The 14,339-nt window shown below is 38.6% G+C and carries 11 protein-coding genes; 6 read left to right on the top strand and 5 right to left on the bottom strand.

All coding sequences use genetic code 11. The features are described 5' to 3' along the window. Nucleotides 1-89: 89 nt before the first annotated feature. Complete coding sequence (gene cls / locus HMPREF2961_RS04530) at nucleotides 90-1,571, bottom strand: cardiolipin synthase (protein ID WP_156272189.1); 1,482 nt, start codon at nucleotides 1,569-1,571, stop codon at nucleotides 90-92. A gap of 311 nt (nucleotides 1,572-1,882) precedes the next feature. Here cls and HMPREF2961_RS04525 point away from each other — a divergent pair, with 311 nt between their 5' ends. Both HMPREF2961_RS04525 and HMPREF2961_RS04520 read left to right on the top strand, forming a co-directional pair. Next, complete coding sequence (locus tag HMPREF2961_RS04525; RefSeq protein ID WP_024636181.1) at nucleotides 1,883-4,549, top strand: cation-translocating P-type ATPase; 2,667 nt, start codon at nucleotides 1,883-1,885, stop codon at nucleotides 4,547-4,549. 302 nt (nucleotides 4,550-4,851) lie between these two features. Continuing rightward, complete coding sequence (locus HMPREF2961_RS04520; RefSeq protein WP_002315232.1) at nucleotides 4,852-5,604, top strand: class I SAM-dependent methyltransferase; 753 nt, start codon at nucleotides 4,852-4,854, stop codon at nucleotides 5,602-5,604. Between the two features lie 22 nt (nucleotides 5,605-5,626). On the opposite strand, the gene HMPREF2961_RS04515 is transcribed toward HMPREF2961_RS04520, so the two are convergent. Further along, nucleotides 5,627-6,781 (bottom strand): hydroxymethylglutaryl-CoA synthase, encoded by a 1,155-nt coding sequence (locus HMPREF2961_RS04515; RefSeq protein ID WP_002335590.1) that lies wholly within the window; start codon nucleotides 6,779-6,781, stop codon nucleotides 5,627-5,629. 184 nt (nucleotides 6,782-6,965) lie between these two features. Between HMPREF2961_RS04515 and HMPREF2961_RS14490 the strand changes: the two genes are divergently transcribed. The 3 genes from HMPREF2961_RS14490 to HMPREF2961_RS15650 all read left to right on the top strand — a co-directional run bounded on the left by HMPREF2961_RS14490 (nucleotide 6,966) and on the right by HMPREF2961_RS15650 (nucleotide 10,917). Beyond that, nucleotides 6,966-9,407, top strand: a complete 2,442-nt coding sequence (locus tag HMPREF2961_RS14490) for a hydroxymethylglutaryl-CoA reductase, degradative (protein ID WP_083314204.1) — start codon at nucleotides 6,966-6,968, stop codon at nucleotides 9,405-9,407. A gap of 200 nt (nucleotides 9,408-9,607) precedes the next feature. Continuing rightward, the gene (locus tag HMPREF2961_RS15655; protein WP_223261073.1) at nucleotides 9,608-10,198 is read left to right on the top strand and encodes a phosphatidylinositol-specific phospholipase C domain-containing protein; all 591 of its coding nucleotides are present in this window, start codon (nucleotides 9,608-9,610) and stop codon (nucleotides 10,196-10,198) included. A gap of 503 nt (nucleotides 10,199-10,701) precedes the next feature. Then, a complete protein-coding gene (locus HMPREF2961_RS15650) occupies nucleotides 10,702-10,917 on the top strand; it encodes an RICIN domain-containing protein (protein WP_123837990.1) in 216 nt (71 codons plus the stop codon). Nucleotides 10,918-11,049: 132 nt separating this feature from the next. Here the strand turns inward: HMPREF2961_RS15650 and HMPREF2961_RS04495 are convergent, their stop codons facing one another. From HMPREF2961_RS04495 to HMPREF2961_RS04485, 3 genes are all read right to left on the bottom strand, one after another. Beyond that, nucleotides 11,050-11,754, bottom strand: a complete 705-nt coding sequence (locus tag HMPREF2961_RS04495) for a hypothetical protein (RefSeq protein ID WP_002290126.1) — start codon at nucleotides 11,752-11,754, stop codon at nucleotides 11,050-11,052. Nucleotides 11,755-11,939: 185 nt separating this feature from the next. Beyond that, nucleotides 11,940-12,185, bottom strand: coding sequence for a hypothetical protein (locus tag HMPREF2961_RS04490; protein ID WP_002290128.1), 246 nt, complete (start codon nucleotides 12,183-12,185; stop codon nucleotides 11,940-11,942). A 16-nt stretch (nucleotides 12,186-12,201) separates the two neighbouring features. Beyond that, complete coding sequence (locus HMPREF2961_RS04485; protein ID WP_002290130.1) at nucleotides 12,202-13,053, bottom strand: aldo/keto reductase; 852 nt, start codon at nucleotides 13,051-13,053, stop codon at nucleotides 12,202-12,204. A gap of 165 nt (nucleotides 13,054-13,218) precedes the next feature. On the opposite strand from HMPREF2961_RS04485, the gene HMPREF2961_RS04480 reads away from it, so the two are divergent. Then, entirely contained in the window at nucleotides 13,219-14,223 is a 1,005-nt protein-coding gene (locus HMPREF2961_RS04480; RefSeq protein ID WP_002290131.1) for a nucleoid-associated protein, read from the top strand. The last annotated feature ends 116 nt before the right edge of the window (nucleotides 14,224-14,339 follow it).

Below are 14,339 nucleotides of genomic sequence, written 5' to 3'. Positions count from 1 at the left end.
GAAGGTCAGCTGATTGAACACCGTTTATTCAGAAAAAGAGGTTGTGACACGTTTTGTCACAGCCTCTTTTCTCTACTTGAATGGAAAAATTATAAGATTGGAGAAAATAATCGAGAAATTTGTTGTTTGAATAACAGCCAGTTAGACATTTCCTTCACTGTTTCAGTCGTCATTGGTGAACAATGTGTCTCATCTTCTTTAAACTGAGTAGCAAGTTCTTCTAAAAACTCAGGATCGTAGATGACAGCACTTGTTTCAAAATTCAATCGGTAGCTACGAATATCTTGATTTGCTGAACCTACCATGCAGATTTCATCATCCATTATCAATGTTTTTGCATGGAGGAAGCCATTCTCATAGACAAGGATTTGTACGTTTTCCTTGATGAGCTGACGAGCATAATATTGTGTTGCTCGATAAATAAAAGGATGATCCGGTTTATTGGGGATCATGATTTTTACATCGACACCAGAAGCAGTTGCGATTTTCAAAGCAGCAATGACACTTTCATCAGGAACGAGGTAAGGTGTCTGTATCCAAACACGTTTTTTAGCAGAAGTAATCAATTTGATAAACGAAAGCTTGATTTGTTCGCGTTCGTTATTTGGTCCGCTTGAGACAAGCTGGATGGACGTATCAGCAAGTTTGGATTCGTCTTGATCTGCTTTTTTAAAGAAATAATTCAAATGATAGCCGACCTTTTTTTCTTCAGGTACTGAGACGTTCCAGTCTGTTAAAAAACGAAGTTGAAGCAAAGAAGAAGCGGCACCGAAAATCCGTATATGCGTATCACGCCAATAGCCGAATTTTTTTGTCGTATTTACATACTGATTGGCAATGTTGAAGCCACCGGTGTAACTGATCTTTCCATCGATCACAACGATTTTCCGGTGATCATGGTAATTCAATCGGAAACGAAGCAATGCTTTTTGCGAGGTAACAAATGTATGGACATGTCCACCATTTTTGATTAGACGATTGAAATCTTTTGCTTTTGTGCCATGGGAGCCAAATGCATCATATAATATACGAACTTCTACGCCTTCTGCGGCTTTTTCTTCTAAAACGCGTAAGACTTGCTGACCGATAGTATCTGTCACAAATGCGTAATATTCGATATGGATCGAATGTTTGGCTTTTTTTAGATCTTGAAGCAGTGAATCTAATTTCTTTTGTCCGTCTGTGAGAAGAGTGACAGAATTCATTCTTGTCAGCGGCATACGATTTAATGAAGAGAAGAAGTCGACAAATTGTTGTTTGTCTTTGTCGCCCATGTCAGGATCGTAATGTTCAATGGTATCTCCTCTAAAAGACTGAAAGTTTTCTAATTCTTTCAAGTCACTTTGTCGGAGATAGAATTTTTTCTTATCCGTTAATCCACGTCCGAAAAATAAATATAATACAAAACCCACCCCAGGAAGGGCAAATAATACTAAGAGCCATGCCCAAATAGCTGCTACATCTCGGGGTTTGATCAAGATAGCCACTAAAGCAATAAGTGCATTCAATAGATAAAGGGCGGTTATAATACTAGATACCACAAAAATGTTCCTCCTTACATACAATAACATTAGTATAGCATGATAGAAGAAAGAAGCCTACCAAGGTGAATATACTTTTCACTCTTTTCATGAAAATGTAGGTAAATCGGGCTAAAGTAGTTGCTTTTTGTAGCTTAATAAGGTAGGATATTAGTACAGTTGAATATCTCCTTAGGGGAGTAACCGGCAACATTTTGTTGCGATAATATCAACAGTAAGTTAACCAAATGGTTTTCTGGTATTGTATGAAATGGTGAGACCTAAGACAAATGCGTATTTGTCTTAGGTCTCTTTTTTTTCAGACAGGACTAGGACCGAGATCAAAAAATGGGGGATGAAATTTGGAAAACAAGGAACAAGCACAACAAGCGGTCTATAAAGAAACGATCGACTCGTTGATGCAGCAAACGCAGAGCTCAACCGATGGATTGAGCACCACGCAAGCGAAGGAAAAATTAGAAAGAGATGGCTTGAACCAGCTAAAAGAAAAGCCGAAGAAGCCAACTTGGAAATTGTTCTTAGAAACCTTCAAAGATGCAATGGTTATCGTATTGCTGATTGTCGCACTGATTCAGATGGTCATGGGAGACTACATCGAATTCTTAGTTATTTTAGCAGTGTTGATGTTGAATTCTATCATCAGTGTTGTCCAAACAAAAAAAGCAGAAGGTTCTTTAGAGGCATTGAAAAATCTTTCAGCACCTGATGCTCGAGTGATTCGTGACGGTAAAGAAAAAACGATTCCGGCAAACGAACTTGTCGTAGGGGATATCGTGTTGTTAGACGCAGGCGATTATGTACCTGCTGATGGACGATTACTAGATGCGGGTTCATTAAAAGTAGATGAAGGCATGCTGACAGGAGAGTCGACTTCCGCAGAAAAAGAAGTAATGGATATCACAAGTACTGTTCCAATCGGTGATCGTACGAATATGGTATTCAGTGGAACGATCGTAACTTACGGACGCGGTAAATTCTTAGTGACTTCAACTGGGAACAATACGGAGATCGGACAAGTTGCTGGTCTTTTGGAATCAACAACTGAGCAAGTCACTCCGTTACAACGAGGTCTGGATAAATTCAGTAAAAAATTAAGTCTGGCTATTTTGGCATTATCTCTACTGATTTTAGGTATCCAATTGTTCCGTATTTATCTTGGAGAAGGTACAGGAGATATGACTGCAGATATCGTCAGCGCAGTGATGTTTGCCGTAGCCGTAGCCGTAGCTGCTATTCCAGAAGCATTACAGTCTATCGTAACAATCGTGTTATCTTTGGGAACGAATAAAATGGCGAAACGTCATGCCATTATCCGAAAACTTCCAGCAGTTGAGACACTTGGTTCGACAAGTATCATCTGTACAGATAAAACGGGTACATTGACACAAAACAAAATGACAGTTGTTGACTACTTTTTAGGAAATGGCGATACTGGAGATTTCACAAACGATCCTTCAAAGTGGACAGCTGACGAACGTCGTTTGATTGAAATCAGTGTCTTAGCGAATGATGCATCAATCAGTGAAGATGGGACTAAATTGGGCGACCCTACGGAAGTAGCGTTTATCGATTTTAGTGAAAAACTAAACCAGCCTTATCAGGAAATTCGAAACAACTACCCAAGACAAGCAGAACTTCCTTTTGACTCAGATCGAAAATTGATGTCTACTGGACACACGATCGATAACGAAAATTACTTATTTGTCAAAGGGGGACCAGATATCGTCTTCCAACGCAGTAAAAAGGTATTACTGAATGGCGAAGTTGTTCCGATGACGGATGAATTGATGAAAAAATTCCAAGAGCAAAATGAAGCTTTTTCAACACGAGCATTACGTGTACTAGCTTTTGCTTACCGTCCACTTGATAATTTTGATTTGTCATTTGAAGATGAAGATGATTTGATCCTTGTTGGTTTGCTTGCTATGATCGATCCTCCACGTGCTGAAGTCACTCAAGCGGTGACAGAAGCAAGAAGTGCAGGAATCAAAACGATCATGATTACTGGTGATCACAAAACAACAGCTGTTGCTATCGCAAAACAAATCGGGATTTTTGAAGAAGGAAACTTAGCTCTGACTGGAACGGAATTAGATGAATTAACAGAAGAGCAACTAAACGAAGTTTTAGAAAAAGTCACCGTTTATGCACGTGTTTCTCCTGAAAATAAAATCCGTATCGTTCGTGCTTGGCAAAATAAAGGTCATATCTCCGCTATGACAGGTGATGGCGTAAATGATGCACCAGCATTGAAACAAGCAGACATCGGGATTGCTATGGGAACTGGTACAGATGTGGCAAAAGATGCAGCAGCGATGGTATTGACGGATGACAACTTTGCTTCTATTGTCAGCGCAGTAGAAGTAGGACGTAACGTGTTTGATAATATCAAGAAAGCTATTTCTTATCTATTTGCCGGAAACTTAGGTGCGATCATTGCGATCATCTTTGCCTTAGTTGCTGACTGGTCCAATCCATTTACAGCATTACAACTGCTGTTCATCAATTTAGTCAATGACTCACTGCCAGCGATTGCATTAGGTACAGAAAAAGCAGAACCCGCTACGATGAACCGTCCGCCAAGAGATCCAAATTCAGGAATCTTTACGGACAAAACATTGATTTCTGTAACATATCGTGGTGTGCTGATTGGGATTGCTGTTATCTTCGCTCAATGGCTTGGCATGCAGCATTCACCTGAATTCGGTGTAGCTATGTCATTTTCAACATTGATTTGGTGTCGGACATTGCAAACATTCCCAGCACGTTCAAATACACAAACAGCTATCCAAGCAGGGTTCTTCTCTAACAGAAGTGTCTTACTAGCTGTAGTTGTATGTAGCGCGCTTTACTGCTTAACAATGATTCCAGGACTGAAAGAAGTCTTCTCTATCCCATCAGCATTTGGATTGACAGAAGTCTTTACATGTATGGGAATCGCCCTTGTGACAATCATCTTGATGGAAATCACGAAATTGATCATTGTACGAGTACAAGGAAATAAATAAAACGAATCAAGGAGGTTGTGAAATCAGCGTTCTGATCTGAGTATTAGAGAAACAAACGGAAAAATAGTTCCTCATATTTTGCCGTTTGTTGAGCTAATACCGAAGGTCAGCTGATTGAACACCGTTTATTCGGAATAAGGGACTGTGACACGACGTTTGTCACAGTCTTTTTTTATTTATAATAGACGGAAAGCAAAACATTTTTTTATTCATCAAAAGAGATATAATAGATAAAAGAGGAGAGTTATTTATTCCGAAAAGTGAAAATATCTAACAAAAATCAAAAAGTAAGAGGGATTCAAATGAATGAAAAAGAATGGGATGATTTTGCGGAAGAATATTATGAAATCCAGCAAGAATCACAAACAACTATTGCAGAAGATGTAAGAGAATATCTGAAGTCGGAGAAAGTCCTGCCTGCTGAAATAGTAGCAGACGTTGCCGGAGGATCTGGCAGATTTCTTTCTTTAGCAAAAGAAGTTAATCACTACGATTTGATTGATTTTTCTTCAGGAATGTTAGCAAATGCAAAAAAAGAAGCAGAAAAAATTGACTTATCAAATGTTTCCTTTATCAAACGATCATTAGAAGAATTTATCCAATCCAGTGAGACATATGAAGTGGTTTTTACAGCAGCAAACCCAGCTTTGACACATCCCAATCAATTAGAAAAACTGATGAAAAAGTCAAGCAAATGGTGCGTGATAATGAGAGTAGTGGAATCAATCGATGATGTTTTTTATCCTATCGAAAAGCAACTAGGAATGATAGAAGAAGATCCTAATACAACCCCATTTATCATGGATCAATTTGAATCATATTTAATTGATAAAGGATTCAAAGTAAAGAAAAAAGATTTTACTTATTTTGCACAGGAATCAATTACTGAAGAGTGGATGAAGATGTACTATGAAGAGTACGCAAAAGACCCTGTTATGACTAGATATATTCGCAAACTATTCAGTGAAAAACAAGAAATCATCAGTACGACTAGGTTGACCTATCGATTGCTTCTCTGGTCCAAGGACAAAAAAAGATCCCCTCACATTTCGTGAAGGGATCTTTTTTATGCGTGTATTATATTTTGTAATAACGAATATCATTTTCAATTTTTGTAATCGAGAAAGGTACGTCTGATGTATATTCTGCGCTTTCTCCATGTTCAGGAAGCGATTCGCTGAAAATCGTTTCATATTCGTCAACAGAGATTCGTTTTCGAGAATCCAGCATCTCTTGATGAGATTGCGCGAAGAGATATTCTTGATAGTTTTCCTCCAGATAACCTGTAAAAAATTCACTTACTGCACCAGAACCGTAGCTGAATAAACCAATGCGGTCTCCTGGCTGCAATGATTTCGAATTTTCCAGTAGAGAAGTTAGTCCAAGGTATAATGAACCAGTGTAAAGATTACCGATTCGTCGGCTGTAACGAATGCTTTCTTCATAGCGAGCCAGTAGCCGTTCTTGATTTCCTTCATCTGTTTGGTCTAATACGCTTTGCAATGCCTTTTTTCCCATCTTCGTATATGGGATATGGAAAGCAATCGCTTGATAATCTTCGAGTCCTCGACCCGATAATTCTTTATGTCGATTCCAAACTTTTTGGAACGATTCGATATACGTAGAATTAGATAAAGGTCCATCGACAACAGGAAATTCACTGTAATCTGGACGCCAGAAATCATAGATATCTTCTGTCAGAAATACGCTGTCGTCTTCAATCGATAAAATACGCGGATTTTGAGTGATCATCATCGCAACAGCACCGACACCTTGCGTCACTTCACCCCCGCTTGCCAAGCCGTAACGAGCAATATCACTTGCTATGACTAGTACTTTTCGTTCTGGATGATTTTTGACATATTCTTTTGCCATGTGTAAAGCTGCGGTGCCACCGTAGCAAGCTTCTTTTACTTCAAAAGAACGAGCAAAAGATTGGATTTTTAGTAAATGGTGGATAATTACCGCACTCGCTTTTGAATGGTCAATCCCGGATTCTGTTCCGACGATGACCATGTCGATTTGCTCACGGTCTTTTTCTGTCACGATCTTGCTGGCAGCATTTGCCCCTAGTGTAATGATATCTTCATTCGCACGATTGACTGCCATTTGGTCTTGACCAATACCGATATGATATTTTGCAGGGTCATCTCCACGGCTTTCTGCTAATTCTGTCATATCTAAATATAAATTAGGAATAAAAAAGGAAAGACGATCAATCCCTATTTTCATTTCAACACCTCTTTACTCATGATAAAAAACTTACTTTACTAAAGTATCATAAAAAGATTAAAAGAAATATAAAAAAGCGAATATTTAAGGATTGTTAAAATTTAATCTTAGAAAAAACTAACTGGAACAAGAGCTATTTGTTTTTATAGCAAAGAATGGTATATTTTTGTAGGAGGTGGCTTACTTGAAAGAAGTCGTAATGATAGATGCTGCAAGAACGCCGATAGGAAAGTATCGCGGAAGTTTAAGTTCATTTACTGCAGTTGAATTAGGCATACTTGTGACCAAAGAATTATTAGATAAAACAAAACTGAAAAAAGATAAAATAGATCAAGTAATATTCGGGAATGTCCTGCAGGCTGGTAATGGTCAAAATGTTGCTAGACAAATTGCTTTGAACAGCGGTATCCCAGTGGATGTCCCTGCAATGACAATCAATGAAGTTTGTGGATCTGGTATGAAAGCAGTGATTTTAGCACGTCAACTGATCCAATTAGGTGAAGCAGAGCTTGTGGTAGCAGGCGGAACAGAGAGTATGTCACAAGCACCTATGCTGAAACCCTATCAGTCAGAAACAAATGAATATGGCGAACCAATTTCCAGTATGGTCAACGACGGATTGACTGACGCATTTTCAAATGCACATATGGGATTAACCGCAGAGAATGTGGCAACCCAATTTTCTGTGAGCAGAGAAGAACAGGATCGTTATGCCTTGGCATCCCAATTGAAAGCAGCTCAAGCTGTTGAAGCTGGCATGTTTTCTGAGGAGATCATTCCGCTCAAGATTTCTGCTGAAGACGTGTTATCTGAGGATGAAGCAGTTCGTGGAAATAGTACATTGGAAAAATTGGGTACATTACGTACAGTATTCTCGGAAGAAGGAACAGTAACAGCAGGCAATGCTTCTCCATTGAATGACGGTGCCTCAGTGGTGATCCTTGCATCCAAAGAATACGCAGAGAATAATAATCTGCCTTATTTGGCAACCATCAAAGAAGTAGCGGAAGTTGGTATTGATCCAAGCATCATGGGAATCGCTCCAATCACAGCCATTCAAAAATTGACAGATAAAGCAGGAATAGCTTTACCAACGATCGATCTTTTTGAAATCAATGAAGCATTTGCGGCTTCATCTATCGTGGTCAATCGAGAACTACAGTTAGATGAAGAAAAGGTCAATATCTATGGAGGAGCAATCGCATTAGGACATCCAATTGGGGCAAGTGGTGCACGGATTTTGACCACGTTAGCTTACGGATTGCTTCGTGAGCAGAAGAGATACGGGATTGCTTCATTATGTGTTGGCGGAGGTTTAGGCTTGGCAGTCTTGTTAGAAGCGAATACGGAGCAAACACGTGAGGATTTGCAAAAAAAAAAGTTCTATCAGCTCACGCCATCTGAACGGCGCAGTCAATTAGTCGAAAAAGGTGTATTGACACAGGAAAATGCACTGATTTTTGAGGAACAAACACTTTCTGAAGAGCTCTCAGATCATATGATTGAAAACCAAGTGAGCGAAGTGGAAATCCCAATGGGCATTGCACAAAATTTCCAAATCAATGGCAAGAAAAAATGGATCCCGATGGCTACAGAAGAACCATCTGTTATTGCAGCTGCAAGCAATGGCGCAAAAATCTGCGGAAATATCTGTGCAGAAACACCTCAACGGCTGATGCGCGGACAAATCGTTCTATCAGGAAAATCGGAGTATCAAGCAGTGATCAATGCAGTGAATCATCGAAAAGAAGAACTGATTCTTTGTGCAAATGAAAGCTATCCTTCCATCGTGAAACGCGGGGGCGGTGTTCAAGATATCTCTACACGGGAATTTATGGGAAGTTTCCATGCCTACCTATCTATTGATTTTTTAGTGGATGTAAAAGATGCAATGGGTGCCAACATGATCAACTCGATTCTTGAGAGCGTAGCAAACAAATTACGGGAATGGTTCCCTGAGGAGGAGATTCTATTCAGTATTTTAAGTAATTTTGCTACAGAATCGTTGGCTTCTGCCTGTTGTGAAATCCCCTTTGAACGCTTAGGAAGAAGTAAAGAAATTGGTGAACAAATTGCTAAAAAAATCCAGCAAGCAGGGGAATACGCGAAGCTTGATCCGTATCGTGCAGCGACGCATAATAAAGGAATCATGAATGGTATAGAAGCTGTAGTAGCAGCTACAGGAAATGATACACGTGCGGTAAGTGCTTCGATCCATGCCTATGCGGCAAGAAACGGATTATACCAAGGATTAACAGACTGGCAGATTAAAGAAAATAAACTAGTTGGGAAGTTAACAGTGCCTTTGGCTGTGGCTACAGTGGGCGGAGCTTCTAATATCCTGCCAAAAGCTAAAGTATCCTTAGCTATGCTAGATGTCGATTCAGCCAAGGAACTAGCGCAAGTAATGGCTGCTGTAGGGTTAGCTCAAAATCTTGCTGCTTTGCGAGCATTAGTTACAGAAGGAATCCAAAAAGGACACATGGGGCTTCAAGCTCGTTCATTAGCGATCTCAATTGGGGCAGTTGGTGAGGAAATCGAGCAAGTTGCGCAAAAATTACGTGAAGCAGAAAAGATGAATCAGCAGACAGCTATACAGCTATTGGAAAAAATCCGAGAAAAATAAAAAAGTATCTTTAGAGGAAGAAAGCAAGATTTGCAGTTATTTTATTTACTGCAGATCTTGCCTTTTTTCTTTTACGAGAAAAATGCGTTCATTGTTAGAATATTTTTCTAGCTATAATTAAGTGTGCGCACAAAATAAAAAAGAATGGAGAACTTATGAATAAGAAAAAACTTACCGTACTACTGAGCATCTGTTTTGGGGTGTTTTTACTAGGTTATAAAGTCCCAATCTCTTATGCCAATATGACTACCGAATCTTGGACAGCTCGTACATATAATCGGAATTGGATGAGTCAGTTAAGAGATGATGTACGTCTATCAGAATTATCTATTCCAGGGACACACAATTCAGCGACAGCAACTTATAGAGGAGGACTCAGTGATTATGTGAGAACACAAAGTATCGACATCCGCAAGCAACTTGACAATGAAATACGTTTTTTAGATATACGTGCCATTGATGGTGTTTTTACGATGCATCACGACAGGTACTATCTAAACCAGAATTTCGGTGATGTACTTAATAAAACAGTGGCCTTTCTTCGTGACAATCCTGAAGAAGTAGTCTATATGAGATTGAAACAAGAATACAGTAGTGAAAATGACCATACATTCAACCATATTCTTAATACACGATATTTACAAGATAGTCGCTGGAGAGATTACTTTACGCTAATCCGACTCTTAGCGAGACACGAGGAAAAATCGTCATTTTTCGTAATTTCTTGGGAAATAATGTCGGAATCCCTTATCCGTCAAGTTTTGATATACAAGACTATTGGAATCCAGTGAATCCAAATGATAAACGATGGGCTGTCGAGCAGCAAATTGATAGCGCAAATCAAAGTAGAGGGACGAATGGTGTTAAATATATCAATTTTTTAAGTGCAAACGGATTTTGGAGCGGCGTACAGGGGTAGGCAGCAGTAACCAATCCTTTTACCTATCGTCGTATATTACATAGAAATATCAGACACATAGGAATCGTTCCTAACGATTACCCAAGCGAAAAGCTCGTCAATGCGATTATTGACATCAATCATCGCTTATTAAAAGATACTGAAAGCAGAGGCAAATACCATGGCTATATCGCTTCTATTCAATGTCAAGCAGATGTTTGGAGAGTAGTAGACTGGAATCAGAGTAACAATACTGGGATCATATTTAGAAATCGAGGTCATTCAAATCAAAAATGGATTTTCGAATATGATGAACAGACAAGATCATATATCCTAAGAAGTCTGGCAAATCCAAGATATCTTCTAGCAGAAGATATCTCATCTCGTGACGTAGAGATGATCGGTGGTTTCTTGACTCGGGCAAGATGGCGATTGATACCAGCTAGGGAAGAGCATGTAAATGGGGATGTTTATTATCTACAAAGTGTTCGGAGCCAACGAGTCTTAACTGTGCAAAACGACATATATTTAGATAATCGTCCTTTGCGTATGCAACCTTTGGAACATGCGCAAAGACAACGCTTTGTCATTCACAGAGAGGACATGCAATAGACAAGAAAAACAAATTGAAAAAAGCACGAATCTATTGTTATATTCGGATATATATTTTTAATATTAACTATTTATTATATGACTAAAAAGGCTGGAATCTTCGATTCCAGCCTTTTGTGACAAATAGAATTTTTATCTATCGGTAATCGCTGTCGCTGCAAATTGTTCAATTAAAGGAATCAAAGTCAATTTGACTTTGTATTTTCGTTCAAGTGCTTTTTCGATGACAAATTCATTTTCAGCAGTCATAGAAATAGTTGCTAACTTACGAGGTTCATCCGCATTTTTTTCATAAATAACTACTTCTTGTTCATTTTGTTCTGTGTAAAATTTAGGATACTCAGCAACAGCTTTTGAAAAATCAGCAAAACTTAAAGCGGCATTCGTATCAGTTGAGCGTGTATTTTCAGTTGTGTCCGCTTTTGGTTCTTCCACTTTTTCTTCTGGCACACTGACTGTTTCTTCTGTCACTGGTGTTGCAACGGTTTGTGCAGTTGGTTCATCGTTTTTCAATCGTTGATCATTCCAGTAAGATACGATCTCAATAAGAAGATTGTCACGGAATCGTTCGAAAATACCGTTTTCTCCCGAACGGATCCGCTTTAATACAGTATTGAAATTATCATCGATAGGCACGTTGATTCGTGTATCTTCATTTGTCTTTCCAGCTAATCCGATCGTTAAGATTTGACGGTTTTTGGGATCAAGCATGACTTGTAATGGCAAACCATAACGTCTCAAGCTTTCATCTTCTAGAGAACGGAATAACTGTCCTCTTACACCATCCAATGAAGGACGGAATTGATTTAATAATTTTTGTTTCTGTTTTTTCTTCATATGTTCTCTCCTTCGCTCATACCCTTTCGATTATAAGAAAAAAAAAGCCAAATGAAAAGGAGTAATGCAAAAAAACTTGCGTATACGCAAATTACAACAGAAAAATTTGCTTATTTTTCCATTTTTTGAAAGAAAAATAAAAAAAAGGAACAGGTTATCTATTCACATAACCTGTTCCAATCTTTTTATCTTTTCGGTATCAAGGCAAAAACAGGTAACTCAGGTGAATAAATGACTTCGTGTTCGTGCCAAGTTGTGACCATTAGTGAATGATCGAACCGTTTTTTTAGCTCTTCGATAATTTGATCATGTGTCCAGTTTCTTGCAGGAAAATGTTGGATCTTCTCTGCATCGATCAAAAAGACAAAATCGGAATGAAAAGTCTGAATGACTTCTTCCGAGAGAGAATTCAAGCGTTCGATTGGATCCATAAAATCACCTTTCGACTTAGAATTGGGTAGTATCTGGGTCTTTTGCCTTGCCAACTACACCATCTAATTGATCAATTTGTTTCATTTCTTCTTCTGTCAATTCAAAATCAAACAGTTCAGTATTTTCTTTGATTCTGCTTGGTGTGACTGACTTAGGAAGAGGAAGGAATCCGTGTTGCAATGACCAACGTAAAGCAACTTGTGCGATCGTCTTATCATGCGCTTCAGCGATTTGTTTCATTTCAGGTACATCGAAGATTTTCCCAGTGCCTAATGGGCTGTATGCTTCAAGGATCATCTCATGTTTTTTTGCATACTCAACTACAGCTGGCTGTAATTCACCTGGTGCAAGGAAAACTTGATTGACCATTGGCATGATTTTTGCTGTTTTAGCAAGTGTATCTAGATGGTGGGGCAAGAAATTGCTGACACCAATTGCTTTGATTTTACCTGCTTCATACAGTTCTTCAAATGCTCGCCATGTATCTGCGTTTGCTTGTTCCCAATTATCACGAAAAGCAACTGGATTTGGCCAGTGAATCAAGAACAGATCTACATAATCTGTTTGGAGTTTCTTTAATGATTCCTCAAAAGAAGACATCACAAGTTCATAACTGTGATTGGCATTCCATAACTTTGTTGTTAGGAAGATCTCTTCTCTAGGAATGCCACTTTCCTTAATCGCTTGGCCGACACTTTCTTCATTCTTGTATCCTTGGGCAGTATCGATATGGCGATAACCTGCAGCCAGTGCTTCTTTAACAGAGGAAACAGCGACATCCCCGTCAGGTGTTTGCCATGTGCCGAATCCTACTACTGGAATTTCGTAACCATTTGATAGACGATACGTGCTTGTTAATGAATTCATACTTTCAGCTCCTTTTTTATTCGTTCATCTATAAGTTTAGCGCATTTTCCAAAAAAAAGAATCCATTTTGTTTCTACTATTGAAATTTTTGTTTAAAAGAAAATGATTTTGATTCTGGCATTTTTGATTTTTTTTCCGTAAACTAGGACAGAAGGGAATGAGGAAATGGATATCTATTTAAAAAAAGCAATCCTGCATATTATTGACAGAGAAACAGGTTCGCCGGTCTTTTCACAAAAAGAGCTAGATCTGACAAAAGAATATATTCGTGATTTTCTTCAAAAGAAAATCCAAAAAATCTCTTCTGCCCAAACGAAAACTGGACAATTGGCAGAAGAAAGCATGATCGTTGAATCACTTAAAATCGCTCAAGAAAATTTTGTGGAAGCAAGTGAAGCAATCGTTCAGCGATGGTTCGATATTTACCAAGAAAGTGAAGAGGCGCCAAGTGCAGATGTATTTGTTGTTTTGTATGAATTAGATACAGTGATGTACCTATCTTTATTGAAAGTCAATTATCGTGAGGCTTATACGCATTTTGTTGAAGCAGACGAAGTAGGGATTGACAACCGTTTGATTTTGAACCGAGCAATACTAGGCGCGAAAACACAAAAAGCAGATGAAGCCTTCGCGGTGAACTTGTCCGATTGGACCTACGAATTGATTGAAAAAAAATATGAGTTTTCCGGTAAAAAAGAGCTTTATTTTTCTGGAAGAGTGATCGAAAGTGTTCCTGCACCTTCTTTAGAGGAAAACGTAAAAGTGATCCAAAAAGTAGCCAAGCATCTCGGAAAAAAATTCGAGACAGAAGAATTTGATATCATGGCTGATTTAAAAGAAGCTGTCTATGACACGATAGAAGAAAAAGGACGGTTGGATCATGAGATGATCGCAGAAAAAGTCTTCAAGGAAAACATTACGGCAAAACTGGCTTTTAAAGAAGAAGTACAGGAGCAAGGGTTTGTCCCAGAAGCACCCCCTGTAAAAGAAGTACAAGAAATTTCTGAGAAAAAATTTGGAAAACAAAAATTTAAACTATCAAACGGAATCGAACTGATTGTACCAGTCGATGTATATCGCAACCCAGATTTGATTGAATTTGTGAATAATCCGGATGGTACGATATCTGTGATGATCAAAAATGTGGATGAAGTATTGAATCGTTTATAAAAGAGACTGGAACATTAGATGTTCAACTACCGATGTTTAGTTGAATGAATGGTCCATGAGAAAGATCTGAAAAGACGAATATAACAAAAAAAGAGCGTGAGACAAAAGTAAAGAAC

Origin of the sequence: Enterococcus sp. HMSC076E04 (assembly GCF_001814285.1) — a bacterium.
GTDB lineage: Bacteria > Bacillota > Bacilli > Lactobacillales > Enterococcaceae > Enterococcus_B > Enterococcus_B lactis.
Note: the sequence above shows the minus strand (reverse complement) of the source record. Positions and strands in the feature narration are given on the sequence as shown.